This window comes from Nocardia sp. NPDC127526 (genome assembly GCF_042672265.1).
Taxonomy (GTDB): domain Bacteria; phylum Actinomycetota; class Actinomycetes; order Mycobacteriales; family Mycobacteriaceae; genus Nocardia.
On the sequence record NZ_JBHXVO010000021.1, the window covers coordinates 17,692 to 34,576 of the forward strand.

The following is a 16,885-nucleotide window of genomic DNA, read 5'->3' on the forward strand; positions in this document are numbered from 1 at the left end:
GGTCAGAGGCCGCGCACGTACGAGTACAGGTCGGTCACCCAGAACACCAGCGGCACCACGGCGGCCACGAAGGCGTATTCGAGGAGCTCGACCGCGCGGCGCATGGGCGGGGTCGCCTGCTGGCGCGGAACGATGATGCCGAACACCAGCGCCGCCGCCAGCAGGAGCAGGGCCGCGCCGAAGATGACGAGGGGCTGATCGAGCCGGAAGGAACCGGCGCCCAACAGGATCAGCAGCACGGCGGCGCCACCCGCGATGAGGACGACGGCCTGTTCCGCGCCCGCGTAGGTGCGGCTGCGGAACATGAGAACGACCGCGCAGACCAGTGCGAGCGCGAGGCCCGGCCAGTAGACGCCATCCGCATCCGGATTCCACACGCTCGCAACGGCTCCGGCGACGACCACCACGGTGGTGGCGGCCACCAGCCCGGCCAGATACCGGCGGGCGCGTTCGGACTTCGTGCGCAGCGCATCGAGTGTCGGCAGTGCGCGATGGTCGTCGGGATCGTCCTCGGTGGGGTCGATCGGCGTACCGGGTGCGGGCACCGGCGGCAGCGGGAGCTTGGCCAGCAGCATGGAAAACCTTGGGGCGAGGGACAATCCGGCCAGCCCGAGCGCGGCCGCACCGGCGCCGATGGCCTTCGCCGGAACATGGGTGAGCAGTCCGATCAAGGCGGCGGGCACGGCGTACACGGCGAGGGTGGTCACCCCGATGAACAACCCCGGCCCGACCCCGCTCACCCGCCACGCCAGCAGGGCGATGGCTCCGAGCAGCGCCGCGCCGAGCAGAAAATTCGCCCAGCCGTAGTGGTCGGGCACGAAGAGCAGGCCCGCGGCGAAGGCGGCCGGCAGTGCGCATCCGCCCAATACCAGGGCGCTGGCGGTATCGCCGTACATGCGGCCGAGCACCATGCTCGCGACCACCAGCAGCACGCTCACCAGCAGCGCCACCGTCCCGCTCACCCAACCGGGCACGGCATCGGGTGCCGCCAGCAGCCCGAGGCAGCCGACCAGCATGGTGAGCACCGCGAGAATCGATCCGGTCAGCCGCGCGGTCCGGGGCGTCCACCCGCGGAAATGGTCGGCGTCGGCAATCGCGACGTTGTACATGATGTCGTCGAACAGCGGCGTCGGCGCGGTGTGCTCGGCGCTCTCCAGCATGAGCAACTCGCCGTCGCGCACCTCCTGCTCGGCGAGGCTGAGCGAATTGGAGAACGGCGGCCGGCCGACCCGGGCCAGCACCCATTCGTGCGGTTCGAACTGCTCGCCGTCATGGTCGAAGTCATTGGCCCGGCTGTGCTGGGCGACCATATCGACCACACTCGGAATGACCAGGGCGACCGGTACGTCCACCGGAATGGCCATATCGACCTGGGTGTGCTTGGCCAGAATGGTGACCCGCGCGAGATCCGGCACGCGGACCAGGCCGCGTGCATCGTCGATATGATCCGTTCGCGCGTGCGTCACGCTGCCCCCAGCTCTGATCGATCCTCGTAATTTCCGTAGAGGCGCGCGTATCGCTGTCGCAACGCCGTGAAGTGCACAAATGCTGACCGCACTCTACGGCATCCGTTCCGCTATCCGTAGACTGAGGCCCGCAGTCCAGCCATCCGATGGGGGATTCAGCGTGAGTACCGTACGGTTCCAGCGTCGCCCGCGCCGGGAGATTCCACGCTCACCGGGCGGTGAGGTGACGCTCCAGCCGCCGCCGGAGATTCCTCGCAATATTCCAGCGAACCTCTTCACCAAGCTCATGCCGGTGGTGATGGTGGTCGGCATGCTCGGCATGGTCGCGCTGCTGTTCACCTCGGGCAGCGCCATCGCGTCCAATCCGATGAGCCTGATGTTCCCGATGATGATGGTCTTCTCCATGGTCGGCATGTACGCCGGTCAAGGCGGCAAGGGCACCAAGGCGGCCGAGGCCAATGAGGACCGCAAGGACTATCTGCGCTATCTGGACCAGGTCCGCCGCGATGTCGAGGACACCGCCGAACAGCAGCGCGCCGCCATCGAATGGAGCCATCCCGAACCGGGCCTGATCTGGATGCTGGCCGGCACCACCCGCATGTGGGAGCGCCGGCCCGGCGACAAGGACTTCTGCCACGCCCGCATCGGCCTGGGCAGCCAGCGGCTGGCGACCCGGCTGGTCGCGCCGGAGACCGGGCCGGTGGAGGAGCTCGAGCCCATTGCCGCGGTCTCGCTGCGCCGGTTCGTGCGCACGCATTCGACGGTGCCGGATCTGCCCACCGCCATTGCGGTGAAGGGTTTCGCCAGTGTGCAGCTGTCCGGCGATCGGGTGCAGGCGCGGGAGATGACGCGCGCGATGCTGTTGCAGCTGGCCATGTTCCAGGCTCCGGACCAGGTGCTCGTCGCCGTGGTCTGCGGACCGGACACGGCCGCGGAGTGGGAGTGGGCGAAATGGCTGCCGCACACTCAGCATCCGGAATCCCAGGACGGGGTCGGCACCGAGCGCATGGTGTACGGATCCATGCGCGCGGCGCAGGCGGGACTGGCGCCCTTGCTGCACAACCGGGTTCGGTACTCGCGCAATCAGCCGCCGAATCCGAATCTGGTGCAGATCGTGCTGGTGGTCGACGGCGGGCTGCTCGAAGCCGAGGAAGATCCCTTGCGGGAGACCGGATTCGAGGGCGTCACCGTCGTTGATCTGTGCGGGTACGCGCCGCGGCTGGCGGCCTCGCGGGGCATTCAGATGCTGGTGGAGAACGGGGAATGCGCGGGACGCGGGCCAACCGGGGCGATGGAGCGGTTCGCCGCCATCGACCGGATCAGCGCCAAGGAGGCCGAACAGGCGGCGCGGCGGCTCGCACCGTATCGGGCCGCCACACAGCGGGCGAGTGAGTCCACCGGTGATGAGGGCGAGATCATTTCGACCTGGGCGCAGTTGCTCGGGCTCGGCGATATCGGCACGTTCAATCCCGAGAACGCCTGGCGGCCGCGCTATGGGCGGGAGCGGTTGCGGGTGCCGTTCGGCATCGGCGCGGACGGGCTGCCGGTCATTCTCGATATCAAGGAGGCCGCCGAGGGCGGTATGGGCCCGCACGGCCTGTGTATCGGCGCGACCGGCTCCGGCAAATCGGAATTCCTGCGGACACTGGTGCTTTCGCTCATTGCCACGCACTCGCCGGACCAGCTGAACTTCGTGCTCGTCGACTTCAAGGGTGGTGCGACATTCCTGGGGCTGGAGGGTGTCGCGCATGTCGCGGCCATCATTACCAACCTGGAGGAAGAGGCCGATCTCGTCGAGCGCATGCGCGACGCGCTCGCCGGTGAGATGAACCGGCGGCAGGAAGTCCTGCGTGCCGCGGGCAATTTCGCGAATGTCTCCGAATACGAGAAGGCGCGGGCGGCCGGGGCGGATCTGGATCCGCTGCCCGCGCTGTTCGTGGTGCTCGACGAGTTCTCCGAATTGCTCTCGCAGCACCCGGATTTCGCGGAGCTGTTCACCATGATCGGTCGGCTGGGCCGCTCACTGCATGTGCACCTGCTGCTCGCCTCGCAGCGGCTCGAAGAAGGACGGCTCAAGGGCCTGGAAAGCCACCTGTCCTATCGGATCGGCCTGAAAACCTTCTCCGCCAATGAATCCCGCCAGGTACTCGGCGTGCCGGATGCGTACAACCTGCCGAACAATCCGGGCGGCGGCTATCTCAAATCAGATTCCGGCGAGATCGTGCGCTTCCAGGCCGCCTATGTCTCCGGCCCCTACGAAGGCGGCGGATCCCAGCCGGATGTGACCGACGCCGGCCACTCCGGCGATATCGACGTGACCGCGCGGCCGTTCACCGCCACCCACGTGGATTTCCGTGCCGCCGACCGTATTCCACTGCCCATCCCGCGGGAGGCCGAGCAGGCGCAGCCCGACGGTGAGGAGATCTCCAATCTGCAGATGCTGGTCTCGCGCGTGCGCGGGCACGGGCGTGCCGCGCACGAGATCTGGCTGCCGCCGCTGGATGAGCCCGCCACTCTCGATCAGCTCATTCCGCGCTCGATCCTTACCGGCGAATGGAATCCGGTCGCCACCCTGCGCGCGCCCATCGGCATCGTGGACCGTCCCTACGATCAGCGCCGCGATCCGATGATCGTGGACCTGTCCGGTTCGCGCGGCCATGTCGCCGTGGTCGGCGGTCCGCAATCGGGCAAGTCCACGGCGCTGCGCGACCTGGTCATGGCCATGTCGCTCACGCACACCGCCGAGCAGGTGCAGTTCTACTGCCTCGACTTCGGCGGTGGCACGCTGCTCGGGCTGGAGGGCCTGCCGCATGTCGGCTCGGTCGCCAGTCGTATGGACGAGGACCGGGTCCGGCGCACGGTCGCCGAAATGGTCACCCTGGTGCGGCAGCGCGAGGCCCGGTTCCGGCAGCTGGGCATCGAATCCATGGCGGAATTCCGGCGGCTGCGCGCCTTGGAACCGAATACCAGCGCGGCCGCGACCGGCGCACATCGGGATCCGTACGGCGACGCCTTCCTGGTGATCGACGGCTACGGCACCTTCCGCCAGGAGTTCGAGGCCCTCGAGCAAACCCTCATGAACCTTGCCGTACAAGGTCTTTCGTATGGCGTGCACGTGGTGATCTCCCTCGCCCGCTGGCCCGAGGCCCGCCCGGCCCTCAAGGACCAGATCGGCACCCGTGTCGAACTGCGCCTCGGCGATCCGATGGACTCCGACCTCGGCCGCAAATTCGCCGCCCTGGTCCCGATGGGCCGTCCCGGGCGCGGCATGACGCCCGACCTGCTGCACATGCTCACCGCCCTGCCGCGCATCGACGCCGAGCCGGATCCCGCCACCCTGGGTCCGGCTGTGGCGCATGCGGTCTCGGCGATTGCGGAAGCCACTCCCGGACGGCCCGCCCCCAGCGTGCGCATGCTCCCCGAACGCCTTCCCCGCGAGGAACTCCTGCACCTCGCCGACGACTGGCCCGCTCGAATCGACCGATCGAAGGCGGTCCTGCGTTTCCCTCTCGGCATCAACGAGGCCGAACTGGCACCCGTCTACCTGGATTTCAATGCCAGCCCGCACCTCGTCGTCATCGGCGATTCGGAGTCCGGCAAGACCACGATGCTCCGTTCCCTGATCGACTCGATCTGCGAATCGAATACCCCCGACCAGGCGCGCATCATCATGGGCGACTACCGCCGCACCCTGCTCGGCGCCGTCCCGCAGGGCTATCTCGCCGGTTACGGCTCCACCGCACCGCAATTCACCCAGAACATGGCCGATCTCGCGGCCTACGTCACCCAGCGCATGCCCGGGCCCGACGTCACGCCCCAGCAACTGCGCGACCGCTCCTGGTGGCGCGGCCCCGAAATCTACGTGCTCGTCGACGATTACGACCTGGTCGCCACCGCCAGCGGCAATCCGTTGCACGCCTTGGTCGATCACCTGGCCCACGCCCGGGACCTCGGCTTCCACCTGATCATCGCTCGCCGCTCCGGCGGCGCCGGCCGAGCCCTCTACGAAGCCACCATGAACCGCCTGAAGGAACTCAACTCGGCGGCCCTCATCATGAGCTGCCACAAAGACGAGGGCATTCTCTTCGGCACCACCAAACCCGCACTCATGCCCCCGGGGCGGGGCACCTACGTCACCCGTTCCGGCGACCAGCTCATTCAGCTCGGCTGGCTCCCGCCCGCCTGAAATTCGAATGGGGCGAGGCGAACGTAAAACGCTTTCGACAGAATTCCCCGTGCAAGCCGCGACCGTGAGCACGGTCGCGGCTTGCCTCGGTTTCCGAAAACGTCAGATGAGAACCAAGCCGATACCGCCGCCGACGATACCGCCTATCACACCACCGATAAAGATGCCCGGAATACACCCGACCAACAGGAAAATCAGGCCCACCGCGCACCCGAGGGCCACACCGATCGGAATGCCCACGATGCCGCCGGCGATAGCGCCGATCAGGCCGACATCCTGCAACTGCTGCCCCTCAGGAGTCAGCACCTGATCCGTCGGATAGACGGTCAAGGTGCTCCCGTCCGGGCTGACCTCCGAGTTCAACCGCATGGCGTACCCCCCGGCCTGGTACACCATGGGCCACCGCTCGACGAGGCTGCCGTCCGCCGCACTGACGGTGACAACCTTCCCGTCGAATTCCTGATCGAACCGCCCATTCTCCAGACGCGTGACGACAGCCTTGCCGTCGTCGGACACGACCGTCGAATAGCTGATGCCATGCTCACTTCCACTCCACCCCGGCTGGGTGACGGGCTCAGCATGAACGGTAATTGCCGCGATCCCCGTGGCGGCGATCGTCATCAGGGACGTCGCAACAAATTTCCGGATCCTCATTCGGTCACACCTTTCGATAGGAGATCGAACACGGGACCTTCTGAAGTGCAGCAAAACACCTAAACAATGGCACCGCTGTCAGCCGCATTCACCGGGAATGGGATAACGATTGTGAAACGCAGATTTTTCGAGAGGACTGTCCGACTACTCGGGGCTGCGGCTGGTGAAGTCGAAGGAGTCGCCGTCGATGCCCCAGGAGATGATGCGGTCGGGGTGGATTCGGATGAGGGTGCGTTCCTGGAATGGGAACGGCGGCTCCTCGTCGTCGAGGGTCTGGGCTGTGCCGCGGACTTCGATGCCGCGAATTACGTAGGGGTCCAAGGAGACCTGTTGGTCGATGACGAAGGAGACTCGGCTGCCCGCTTCGACATTGCGGTACTTGCGGCTGGTGCGCATGCGCATGCCGCCGATGTCGATCGTGCCGTCGGGGTTCACTCGGTAGCTGGTCGGGTTGTTCTGGACTATGCCGTCGGGTGAGACGGTGGCCAGGCGGCCGATGCCGGCCTCGGCGAGGAACCGCTGTTCGTTGCTGGTGAAGTGCATGTCGTTGTACTCCTTGTGAATTCGATGTCAGAACAGGATCAGGGCGGCGCACAGGCCGGCGAGGGTGATGAACTGCAGGGAGATCCGGTATTTCAGGATGCTGTCCCACTTGTCCTGCAGTGCACGGGCATTGGCCGGGATGATGCCGCTCTGGGCGGCGGCGGTCTGCTGGGAATTGATCGGCTTGGCGATGCGGACGTAGAAGGCGAGCCAGGTCAGCAGGGCCGCCACCGTGATGCCCGCGGCGACAGCGGCGCCGATCTGCCCGGTCGCCAGTGCGATCAGCAGTGTGAGCACCGCGCTGACCACTCCGATCATCCCGAAAATCGGCATGCGCCTGTCGCCGTAGTAGTGGCCCCAGCCGGCGCTCGTGGTCACGGTCGCGTCGTCGAGCTTGCGGTACACGGACCGCATGATCACGGCCGCGCAGATATCGGTGCCGTAGATGACGGCATTGGCGAGAACGGCGACGGCGGCAATGATCTGGCCGGTGAGAATGAGCATTTCGGCTCCCTTTTCAATCTAGCAGTGCTAGGAACTGGAGCAACGGTAACATTCGGATGCCGGCTTGTCTAGCGTTGCTAGATTGCGGATCGCTGCCAGGACCGGGTGTAAACGAAGCGCGCCCGGCACAGATGCCGGGCGCGCTGTCGGTGTGCGGTTGTGCGTGATTCAGAACAGGCCGGCGAGGGCGGTGTCCTTGGCCTGGAGTTCGGCATTGCCGGTGCGGACGAGGGTGGCGGCGCCGCCGAGGGTGGTGTTGAGCTGGCCTACGTGGGTGTTCCAGGTGCGCTGGAGGTCGGCGAAGGCCTCGTTGGCGTCGCCCTTCCAGTTGTTGGCGACGAAGTCTTCGACGCTCTTGTGGAAGGCCTCGAGGTCGTTGCGGATCTGTTCGGCGCGATTGATGATGGCGGTCGCGTTGTCGGCGACGCTGGCGAACTGGGCCGAGATGATCTGGCCACCGGTGGATGCTGCCATGGGAATTCCTTAGGTGAGGTAGCGAAAAGGAGCGAAAGGGGGATTAGACCGGGGGGAGATCCAGGCTGGAAACCTGGGCCTTCACCTGGGCGGCGTAATCCTGATCGTGCTCTTCGTAGTTCGAACCCACCTTGATGAGGGTTTCGGCGGTCTGCATCAACTTGTCGTTGAGTTTGTCGGCCTGGAAGTAGTAGCGCTCCATGAAGGCGTTGAAGGCGTCGGCGGCGCCGCCCTTCCAATTGGAGCCGGTGGTGATGTTGTCCTCATCGATCTTGAGCTGACGGATCTTGCCCATCAGCATCTCGTGGGTCTGCTTGAACTCGGCGGCCTTGGCCTGGATGAGCTCATTACTGGCTTCGAATGCACCGGCCACGGTGCCTCCTTTCGATTCGCGGGCGGACAACCCCTTGTGCAGTGATTGGACGGGGGTCACGGCCCTGCGGTTCCACCCCTGTACAGCTATTCGCCAGCACACTAACGCAGGATTGGTGCCTCTGACCAGCCCTAACGTCGACGGGGTGATGTCATCCACGCGAGAGGAAGCTCACAGGCCGCCCGCGAATCTCCGGAAAAGGCGATTACCACGTGCTGTTGGCGAGCAGCGCGTATTGCGCGGCCGCACGCTGATGCGCATCGCCGATCTGATCGCCTTCGACGGTGGCCACGTAGTTGCGATAGGTGAGCACACAACGGAACCGCTTGGTCGAATAATCGTTCTTGGCGGTCGTCTCGCCGCATTCGGCGCCGGGCACGCCGGCCGGAGCATCGGCGACCCCCGGATATGATTTGTCCAGAATGACCGAAGCCAGTTTTCCGGCCGCCTCGGCATCGCGCGCGCGAAACAGCCTGGAGTAGTTCGACATCGACTTGCTGAACGAATACCGATCCACGCCACTGTCTTTCATGACCCGCGACCAGTAATCCTGCTCACCCGTCATATGCAGGAACCCGCGCAATTCGAAGACCGCGTGGCTCTCGAAATCGGGAATGCCGATCCCGTCCGCATTCAGGGTCTGCCGGAGCATCCCGTCGGGATCGTAGGGCATCCGCAGAATGTCCTCGCGGCTCAACGGTTTCAGTGCGTCGAGCAGCGGAGCCTGCGCGTTGTAGATCTTCTCGACCAGGGCGGTCAGCTGCGTGCTGTCGGCCTCCTTCACCCCGGCGAAGATGCTGATCACATAGCTGCCCCGCGCCATGGTCGAGCCGATGGTGGGCACGCCCGGTCGCCAATGGGCGTGCGCGGCCGGATATTTCGGCACGGACAGCTTCTGGTTCTCCCCGGCGGCGAAGGCGAAATCGGCCTCGTCTATCCCGGCCGCTGCGCGATTCGCGGCCGCCTCATCCGGGAACTGCATGACGGTGACCGTCGTGAAAGGCGTACCGTCCGGCGCTTTCCCGGACTTGTCGATCGGCTGTTCGGCATGCCCCACCGACAGCCCGAACAGCAGCTTGTTGCTCTCCAGCACCGGTGCGGTGTCGTCGGCGAGCATCTCGGTCGCCCCCTCCGCATCGACGAACGGTTCGAAACCGGTGCCGTACTTGAAGTTCGGATCGATATCCGGGCCGGCCACCACCTGATTCGCCAGGCGCATGAGGGCCAGGCTGGTGCCCATCCCCAGGTCGGGGTTGTAGGTGTAGCGCATTTCCAGTGGATCGGTGGCGTACTTGCCCACGTCGAGCGTGCGCACATCGAGTTCGGCCGGCGCGGAGCTGCCGTTGACGCTGGATCCGCACCCGGTCACCACCAGCGCGGCCACCGCCAGCGCCGCGAAACGAGAACCTCGGGAAAACATCTGTGCTCCTCCGCTATCCGGCATTGACCAGCAGGGCGTACTGCGCGGAGATCCGCTGCTGCGCATCGAGCAGCTGGTTCGCCGCCACCGAGGCCGCATACCTGCCGTGCGAGACAAAGCAGTAGTAGGCGATGTCGTACTTGGAACCGAAGTACTCCCGGCACAGCGCATTCGGCAGATTCGCCGGGGATTCGGCGGGCCGGAACTTGCGCGAGGTCTCACTGTGCGCCACGACAATCTTCGCGGCCCCCGCCGCGTCCTGGGCGCGATAGACGAAATTGCCCCGCCAGGACACCCGGTCCACACCGGTCTCCTGGAACAGCGCGGTATCGATATCCGGTGCGAGGGACACCTGCAATCCGCCCTGGCGGTCGTACACGCCGGGCACGCCACGCTGGGACTGATCGTCGGCAACGGTCGGCAGGGCGCGCGCCAGCATGCCGTCCGGATCCGGCACCAGATCCATCAGCTTGTCCTGCGGTGTCGGCTGGAAGCTCGCCAGGCGCGCCGAGATCGTCTCGAAACTGCGCTCGGCGCGGCTCGGTCAGCTTGCCCAGATCGCGCTCTTTCAGCGCGGACATGACCGAGTCGTAGACATAGGAGAAGATGACGAATTTGCCGGTGGCATAGAAGGATCGGAGCTGGCCCGGCCCGGAGATATTGTCGGTGGCGAAGGACACCGCGTTCGGATACTTGGCCAGGCGCACTTCCTCGCTGCCGGGCTCGGCCTCGAAGTTCATCCGCCCGAGCGCCGTCGCGGCATTGGCCGCCGACTGCTCGTCGGCGAAGATCATCACCACATTGTCGAGTTCGTAGGACAGGCTCGGCTTCGAATCGGAGCGGCCTGTGGTGAGGAACCCGGTCACGAATCCCGGTGCGGCCGCGGTCATCGCCGCCGGATCGGCCGAGGCCCGCGACTTCATGACCGAGGAGCTCAGATCGATGAAGGCCCGAATCGCACCGCCCATGGCCGAGGGCGCGTACTTCACCTCGGGCATGATCTCCGACGGCAGCGGCAGCGCGTTCCCGAGCCGCCATGCCTCCACCAGCTTGGCCTGCTCGATAGTGGCCGCCTTGTCGTAAACCTTCGGTTGCGTGGGCAGATTGCCGACATCGAGCGAGGCCAGATCGATGACCGGCGCCGCGGGCGCGCCCGGCTCCGAATCCGATCCGCACGCGCCGGTCACCGCGACCGATAGCGCCACCCCGGCGGCCAGAGCCGCACGGCCGAAACTCCGCATGAATTCCCTCCCCGGTGAAAAACGATCAGCCGAACCCTACTTGACGCCCTTCTTCAGCACAGGCAGCAATTTGGCCAGCAGGGTCTGCTCGGAGGCGGCCGACCAGTTGCGCATGGCCGCGACCGCCGCCGCATCGTCGAGCGGCAGCACCGTGGCGCGCTGGCCGGTCACCGAGCTGGGCAGGCCGAGCAGGCCCCCGCCCCCGGCCTTCTCGTCACTGCGGATGGCGATGATGTAGGAGTTGTCGGGCACCTTCAGCGAGCTGTAGCTTTCGGCGGGCCGCGGCGAGGGCTCATCGCCCTTGGGCGCGTAGTCCAGGTTGTAGACGAAGCCGAGGGCCTCCATGAACTTGGCCTGCGCGGTACCCGACAGGTAGATGCCCACATCGGGCGAGATGCCGCTGCCCGGCGTGACATCGACCAGGGTGATGGTCTTGCCCTGGAAGACGGGATTGTCGGCGCGCGCCTGTTCCAGCGTCGGCACCGCGGTGCTCGTCGTGGTCGGGGCCGCGGTGGTGCTGCTCGCGGCCGTGCCGCCGCCCTGGTCCCCGCCGGAGAAGACGACCGCGCCGATGCCGACCGCGACGATGACGGCGAGGGCGGCCGCGATTTCGATGACCCAGCCCTTGCGGCGGCGCTTGGCGGGCGCGGCCACCGGAGCGGCGACCGAATGCCCGGTGAGACCGGTGTTCTCACCCGGCGGCCGGAGCATGCCCGGCGGGGCCACCTGAATCGGATAGGTGGGGGAGGTGTTGGTCGCGCCCGGGTTGTAGCCGGGCACAAGCGCATTCGCCGCGGCATCGGTGAATTCGCGGGCGCTGCCGAAGCGTTCGGCCGGATTCTTCGCCAGCGCGCGGGCGAAGACGTAGTCGATGGCCTCGGGCAGGTGCGGATTGATCGCCGTCGCGCGCGGCGGCGGCTCGTGCAGATGCCCCATCATGACCAGCGCCGGTTGCGTTGCCGGATAAGGGTTCTGGCCGACCAGCAGTTTGTAGAACGAGCAGGCCAGGCTGTACAGGTCGGCGCGGTGGTCCAGCGGCTGCCCCGACAGCTGCTCGGGCGGCGCGTAGGCGATGGTGGCCACGAAGCTGCCGGTCTGGGTGAGCTCCACGGTGTCCTCGGTGGACTTGGCCACGCCGAAGTCCGCCAGCAGCGCCCGCTCGTCCTCGCCGTCGGCGCTAGAAAGCAGGAAGTTGGCCGGTTTCACATCCCGGTGCAGCAGGCCCTTGCGGTGCGCGTAGTCCAGGCCCTTGCCGACCTCGGTGACAATGCGCAGCGCCCGCAGCGGGGTCATGGCCGTGGGGTCGCGCTGCATTTCCGCGGAGGCGTCGGTGCCCTCCACCAGCTGCATGGCGATCCACAGCTGCCCGTGCTCCTCGCCGCGATTGTGCACCGAGACGATATTCGGATGATCCAGTCCGGCAACGACATTGGCCTCGCGCTCGAAGCGCCGGCGGAATTCGGAATCGCGGGACAGCTCGGCGGAGAGCACCTTGAGCGCGTCCATGCGCGGCAGGCTCGGATGTTTGGCGAGGTAGACGGTGCCCATACCGCCGGAGCCGAGAACGCGGTCGATCCGGTAGCCGCCGACGATGGTTCCCGGACTCATCGCCATTCTTCGAACTCCTGGATCTCGGTGGTGCGGGCTGCTGCTCGTCGGAGCTTACCGAAGGGCAGCAGCCCGCGCCGTCGACCGAGATCGGTTACAGGCTATTGGCCAGCAGCGCGTACTGGGCGGCTATCTTCTGCCGCACATCCGGTTCGTCATCGCTGCTCACCACGCCGACATAGCGGTGGTAGACCACATAGCAGCGGTTCTTGTACTCGGATTCGGTGTCGCCCTTGCTGTTCAGCTGCACGCACTTGGCGCCGGGCAGATCCTTGGGCGCCTCGATATCGTCGTAATGATCGCTCTCATCGGCCACCAGCCCGTTCAGCAGCACTTGGGCCCCGGCCTCGTCGCGGGCGCGCAGCACCGCGGCCGCGCCGACGGTGGTGATGGCGTCCGCGCCGCTGTCGGCCACGGCCTTCGCCACATCACGCTGGTTGTTGGCATCGTGCACGATCTTGGTGCCGCCGTACACGGCGAACACCCGCGGATCCGGAGTGGCGCTGCCGCGCTCCTCGACCACCGTGCGAGCCAGCAGATTGTCCGGATCCACCTTCAGGCTGTTGAACTTGGTCTGCGGGGTGGGCGAGAACTTGTCGAGCGCGGGCACCTGCGCGTCCAGCGTCTTGCGCACCCACTCCAGCAGATCCTTCTCCTCGGCGCTCGGGCGCTCGATGAACAGCGAGATCACGAACTCCTTGTACGCCATGAAGGTTCCGACATTCGCCACCCCGGGCCGCCAGTGCACCAGGGCGTCCGGGTACTGGCTCAGCGTGAGCTTCTTGTTGACATCCGGCGCCACCCCGAAGTCGGCGTCCTCGAGCTCCCGCGCGGCCGTCTTGGCGGTGCGCTCGTCCGCGAAGCGCATCACCATATTCGTGAGGGTGGTGACGCCCGCCCCCTCGCCGCCCAGCTTGTCGGCGCCGCTGGCGATGAAGGCGGTCAGCATATTGTTGCGTTCCAGCACCGGCTTGGACACCGCCGCCAGCGCGGTGGTGGTGGCGTCCTCGATATCGACCACGGCGCGCCCGCTGCCGCCGTAGATCAGGGAGGAATCGACGCGATAGCTGGGCACCACGGCATCGGCCATCCGGAAGCCTTCCAGCAGTGCGCCTTTGCCCGCGGAGTCCTGGCCGTAGCTGAACTTGTCGACCGGATAGGTGCCGACCTCGAGCTTGCGGACGTCGATCTCCCCGGCGGTCGGCGTGCCCGGGACACTGCACGCGGCGAGTAGCAGGGCGGTCAGGGAAAGGCAGGCGGCGAAGAGCGGTGTGCGTGCTGTGCGAACCATGTCAGGTCCTCGTTCCTCCCGTACGGTGCATTCAAAGTAGCGGACCCGGCGCACGGCCGGGGGCCGTCGCACAACGTCGCGCTCTCACCGGCACATCGTCCGCGGGCGGCCCGGACGCAACGCCGGACGGGCACGTAACCTGGTCACTGTGTTGAGAGTCCCGCGCCGCGCGAACACCGGGGGCCGGTTCCTTTGATGGATCGGCAGGTGGAGGTTGTCGCGGGCAGCCATATTCTCATCCGGACGGCGGGGGCTGTGATCCTGGTCGCACATCGGGAGAAGGGCAAACCTGCCGAGGACTCGCGCGCCGTGGTGGCCGCGCGGGCGCTGGCCGATCTGGTCGCCGAGGCCACCGACCACGAACCCGACGGGCCCGGCCGGATGGTGGCGCGGCAGGCGACCCGCTGGCTCATGAAGGACGCCGAGCGCATATCACCCGGTGAGCCCATCGAATTCGGCATTCTCTCCGCCGCCGACACCGGCGGGGTGGCCATCTTCCTGCACGGTTCGGCCACCGCGGTGCTGGCCGGGACGAACGTCGAGTACTACCGCGGCAGCGATGCCGCCTTCACCGTGGACCGGGTCGCCGAGCATCCGGAGCGGGCGGCGGCGCTGTTCATCGACGAAGGGCGGCGGCGCGCGCCGGAACTGCCCGAGCGCGGCGTGGGCTCACTGGTCGAGGGCGTCGCACTGGCGGCCGGTGCGGTGGTGTGGTTCGAGGGCGATCCGCTGCCGGCGCGCCGGCCGGTGCGATCCGGTGCGGTGAGCGACCCGGGCAAGCCCCGGGTGCGCCGGGAACCGCCCGCGCCGACCGCGGCCTACGATCCGGAACCCGAGCCGATTCCGCTGGACCCCAACCTGGTTCCCACCCGCACCTCCACCAGCCTGCCCGCCGGGCTGGACCTCGAGCCCGAATCCCCGGCCGCCACCGCGGGCTACGACCAGGGCAGTGCGCCGGGCTTCGATCCGCATCACGCGCCCACCGAGCAGGGCGGCACCAATCCGGCCATCGGCACCAATCCCGCGCCCAAGCCGGATCCGGATCTGCAGCGCCGCATGGAGGCCACCGCCAAGGCGACGGCGCTCACCGTGAAGGTGCTCGGATTCAAGTGCGCGCGTGCGCATCCCAGTGATCCGCGGGCGGCGTTCTGCACAGTGTGCGGCATGCCGGTGGATCAGACCCAGCAGGTGGCCGAGGTGATCCGGCCGCCGCTGGGCATGCTGGTGCTCGACGACGGCATGACCTACGTGGTGGCCGCCGACGCCGTGGTCGGCCGCGATCCGGAGCAGTCCGCGGCTGCGCAATCGGGCCTGGTGCCCTTGAAGATCGACGACAACTCCGGCGGCATGTCCCGCGCGCACGCCGAGATCCGCCTGGTGAATTGGGATGTGACCGTGGTGGATCGGGGATCCACCAACGGCACCCGGGTGCGGATGCCCGGTTACCGGGATTGGGTTCGGCTGCAACCGAATCAGCCGATGGTGCTGATCCCGGGCGCGGAGGTCATGCTCGGCAATCGGGTGCTGCGGCTGGAACCGGTCGCGCCGCCGCCGTTCGGCTGAACCCTCGCCCTGCGGCCGAAGCCGTTCGGCCGGTTACGAATACCGCGATTCGCAGGTCTTCTGATCACCCAGCACGCCGGCGCGGAAGGCGTCCACACGGGCGAAACCGCTGGGCACGGTATTGCCGTCGGTATCACTGGCCGCCAGGCCGTCGGTGAGCAGGCCCGAGACGGCCTCGTCCAGATCGCCCGGCGACAGCCGCACCTGACTCTCGGATCGATTGGGGTCGGCCAGTTTTCCGGTGATCACCCCGGCCAGGCAGGCCGCGCGCAACCCGGTCTTGGCGCCCTTGAGCGTCTGCCCCGCATCATGCTGCACCGCCAGCGCGTACCGGGATATGAAGACCACGTACGCGGTGAAGTCGCCGGTCACCTTGACCGGCAACCCGTCCTGCTCATCGGTATTGGCCACGCCGCGATCCTGCAGCGCCGCCAGATCGGTGCCGATGGTGTTGGTGGCCGGACAGTAGGTCACCGGCACCGTGTCCTTCGCATTCCGGCAGTCCAGCGTGGCCGTCGAATAGTCGTACTTCGGCTGCGGATCGACGGGCATGATCTCGCCCATGGATTCGGCGATGGCGCTCAGATTGTCCTGATCCACATTGGATTCGCCCAAGGTGGAATCGTTCTCGAAGCTCTGCGGCAGTTTGCCGCGGCGGGCCTCGATCTCGTCGATGTCGATGGCCTTGCAGCCCTTGGCGCCGTCGGTGAAGCCGATCTGCACGGCCGTGACCCGTTCGAAGGCCGAGCCGTGCACGCTCTCGGGATCCTCGGGATTGTCGTCGCGAATGGCCACGGTGGCGGCCAGCACCTCGTTCAGGCCGTCGGAGGTATTGATGGTGAAGTGCTTCGACTTGCCTTCGGCCACATGGCGGATGAACGCGCCCGCGAAGCAGTCGGCCTGCTGTTCCTTCACCAGGGTGGGGGTCTTGCGGGTGACGATCTTGGCGATGGACTGGATGGCGTGCCCGTATTCGTGGGCCAGCACCATGACCACCGACATCTTCCCGAAGGTCTCCTGCACCGCCGGCAGCAGAACCGACCGATCCCACCCGATGGAGTGGTCGAGACTGCAGTAGGCGGCATTGACGAGCCGGTAGGTGCTCTCCTCGCAGAACTGCACATCCTGCGACCGCGGCGCCTTCGCACTCCAGGACAGCAATTTGGTGACGCGCAGGAAGTCGCCGTCGAAGTCCTTGGAGTACTCACCCTGCCAATAGGTCTCGATATCCTCGATGGCATTCATGACCAGGGTGTCGATCTCGCCGCCGTCGGTGTTCTCCGCCCGCAGCGTGGTGTCCGGGACCCCGGCGCGCGGCCCGTTGGGACCACTGGTGGTGGGCAATCCGGCCACCTTGAAGGGATCGTCGTAGATGGAAACCGCGCGGCCGTGAACATTTCGTGTACATCCGGCCAAGAGCGCGACCACCAGCACCAGGATGCCGAGCACGGCACCCGTTCGGAAAACAGCCGCCCCCTGGCGTCTCGCCACGTCCACTCCCTCCCAGGCCAACCGTACTCCCGGCCCGCGCACGAGCGCTCGGGCGATAAAGCACGAGGCCG

The 16,885-nt window shown here is 66.8% G+C and carries 15 protein-coding genes; 4 read left to right on the top strand and 11 right to left on the bottom strand.

The features are described from left to right. Nucleotides 1–2: 2 nt before the first annotated feature. The gene (eccD, locus tag ACFVIV_RS27480; protein ID WP_379201131.1) at nucleotides 3–1,466 is read right to left on the bottom strand and encodes a type VII secretion integral membrane protein EccD; all 1,464 of its coding nucleotides are present in this window, start codon (nucleotides 1,464–1,466) and stop codon (nucleotides 3–5) included. Between the two features lie 160 nt (nucleotides 1,467–1,626). On the opposite strand from eccD, the gene eccCa reads away from it, so the two are divergent. Next, nucleotides 1,627–5,652: a type VII secretion protein EccCa gene (gene eccCa, locus ACFVIV_RS27485; RefSeq protein ID WP_379201133.1), complete on the top strand. Its 4,026-nt coding sequence runs from the start codon at nucleotides 1,627–1,629 to the stop codon at nucleotides 5,650–5,652. A 102-nt stretch (nucleotides 5,653–5,754) separates the two neighbouring features. Here the strand turns inward: eccCa and ACFVIV_RS27490 are convergent, their stop codons facing one another. The 7 genes from ACFVIV_RS27490 to ACFVIV_RS27520 all read right to left on the bottom strand — a co-directional run bounded on the left by ACFVIV_RS27490 (nucleotide 5,755) and on the right by ACFVIV_RS27520 (nucleotide 10,086). Next, a complete protein-coding gene (locus tag ACFVIV_RS27490) occupies nucleotides 5,755–6,306 on the bottom strand; it encodes a hypothetical protein (RefSeq protein ID WP_379201135.1) in 552 nt (183 codons plus the stop codon). A gap of 144 nt (nucleotides 6,307–6,450) precedes the next feature. Beyond that, nucleotides 6,451–6,849 carry a PPOX class F420-dependent oxidoreductase gene (locus ACFVIV_RS27495; RefSeq protein ID WP_379201137.1) on the bottom strand — a complete coding sequence of 133 codons (399 nt, stop codon included), beginning with the start codon at nucleotides 6,847–6,849 and terminating at the stop codon, nucleotides 6,451–6,453. A 27-nt stretch (nucleotides 6,850–6,876) separates the two neighbouring features. Next, entirely contained in the window at nucleotides 6,877–7,353 is a 477-nt protein-coding gene (locus ACFVIV_RS27500; RefSeq protein ID WP_379201139.1) for a DUF1772 domain-containing protein, read from the bottom strand. 168 nt (nucleotides 7,354–7,521) lie between these two features. Beyond that, on the bottom strand, nucleotides 7,522–7,827 hold the full coding sequence (locus ACFVIV_RS27505) for a WXG100 family type VII secretion target (RefSeq protein ID WP_379201141.1): 306 nt from the start codon (nucleotides 7,825–7,827) through the stop codon (nucleotides 7,522–7,524). 43 nt (nucleotides 7,828–7,870) lie between these two features. Next, a complete protein-coding gene (locus tag ACFVIV_RS27510) occupies nucleotides 7,871–8,200 on the bottom strand; it encodes a WXG100 family type VII secretion target (RefSeq protein ID WP_379201142.1) in 330 nt (109 codons plus the stop codon). Between the two features lie 205 nt (nucleotides 8,201–8,405). Further along, nucleotides 8,406–9,620 carry a hypothetical protein gene (locus ACFVIV_RS27515; protein ID WP_379201144.1) on the bottom strand — a complete coding sequence of 405 codons (1,215 nt, stop codon included), beginning with the start codon at nucleotides 9,618–9,620 and terminating at the stop codon, nucleotides 8,406–8,408. Between the two features lie 13 nt (nucleotides 9,621–9,633). After that, nucleotides 9,634–10,086 (bottom strand): hypothetical protein, encoded by a 453-nt coding sequence (locus ACFVIV_RS27520; protein WP_379201146.1) that lies wholly within the window; start codon nucleotides 10,084–10,086, stop codon nucleotides 9,634–9,636. Between the two features lie 200 nt (nucleotides 10,087–10,286). Here ACFVIV_RS27520 and ACFVIV_RS27525 point away from each other — a divergent pair, with 200 nt between their 5' ends. After that, complete coding sequence (locus tag ACFVIV_RS27525; protein ID WP_379201148.1) at nucleotides 10,287–10,436, top strand: hypothetical protein; 150 nt, start codon at nucleotides 10,287–10,289, stop codon at nucleotides 10,434–10,436. Between the two features lie 30 nt (nucleotides 10,437–10,466). Further along, the gene (locus tag ACFVIV_RS27530; RefSeq protein WP_379201150.1) at nucleotides 10,467–10,703 is read left to right on the top strand and encodes a hypothetical protein; all 237 of its coding nucleotides are present in this window, start codon (nucleotides 10,467–10,469) and stop codon (nucleotides 10,701–10,703) included. A gap of 194 nt (nucleotides 10,704–10,897) precedes the next feature. Here the strand turns inward: ACFVIV_RS27530 and ACFVIV_RS27535 are convergent, their stop codons facing one another. Both ACFVIV_RS27535 and ACFVIV_RS27540 read right to left on the bottom strand, forming a co-directional pair. After that, nucleotides 10,898–12,475, bottom strand: a complete 1,578-nt coding sequence (locus tag ACFVIV_RS27535) for a serine/threonine-protein kinase (protein ID WP_379201152.1) — start codon at nucleotides 12,473–12,475, stop codon at nucleotides 10,898–10,900. Nucleotides 12,476–12,563: 88 nt separating this feature from the next. Continuing rightward, a complete protein-coding gene (locus ACFVIV_RS27540; RefSeq protein WP_379201154.1) occupies nucleotides 12,564–13,760 on the bottom strand; it encodes a hypothetical protein in 1,197 nt (398 codons plus the stop codon). 207 nt (nucleotides 13,761–13,967) lie between these two features. On the opposite strand from ACFVIV_RS27540, the gene ACFVIV_RS27545 reads away from it, so the two are divergent. Next, nucleotides 13,968–15,323: an FHA domain-containing protein gene (locus tag ACFVIV_RS27545; protein ID WP_379201156.1), complete on the top strand. Its 1,356-nt coding sequence runs from the start codon at nucleotides 13,968–13,970 to the stop codon at nucleotides 15,321–15,323. Nucleotides 15,324–15,356: 33 nt separating this feature from the next. Here ACFVIV_RS27545 and ACFVIV_RS27550 read toward each other — a convergent pair whose 3' ends face one another. Next, entirely contained in the window at nucleotides 15,357–16,814 is a 1,458-nt protein-coding gene (locus ACFVIV_RS27550; RefSeq protein WP_379201157.1) for a metallopeptidase, read from the bottom strand. Nucleotides 16,815–16,885 lie beyond the last annotated feature (71 nt).

Bases quoted from the DNA above. Each gene is read 5' to 3' on its own strand.
- ACFVIV_RS27490 (WP_379201135.1), bottom strand. From the start codon at position 6,306: ATGAGGATCCGGAAATTTGTTGCGACGTCCCTGATGACGATCGCCGCC.
- ACFVIV_RS27495 (WP_379201137.1), bottom strand. From the start codon at position 6,849: ATGCACTTCACCAGCAACGAACAGCGGTTCCTCGCCGAGGCCGGCATC.
- ACFVIV_RS27500 (WP_379201139.1), bottom strand. From the start codon at position 7,353: ATGCTCATTCTCACCGGCCAGATCATTGCCGCCGTCGCCGTTCTCGCC.
- ACFVIV_RS27505 (WP_379201141.1), bottom strand. From the start codon at position 7,827: ATGGCAGCATCCACCGGTGGCCAGATCATCTCGGCCCAGTTCGCCAGC.
- ACFVIV_RS27515 (WP_379201144.1), bottom strand. From the start codon at position 9,620: ATGTTTTCCCGAGGTTCTCGTTTCGCGGCGCTGGCGGTGGCCGCGCTG.
- ACFVIV_RS27520 (WP_379201146.1), bottom strand. From the start codon at position 10,086: ATGGATCTGGTGCCGGATCCGGACGGCATGCTGGCGCGCGCCCTGCCG.
- ACFVIV_RS27535 (WP_379201152.1), bottom strand. From the start codon at position 12,475: ATGGCGATGAGTCCGGGAACCATCGTCGGCGGCTACCGGATCGACCGC.
- ACFVIV_RS27540 (WP_379201154.1), bottom strand. From the start codon at position 13,760: ATGGTTCGCACAGCACGCACACCGCTCTTCGCCGCCTGCCTTTCCCTG.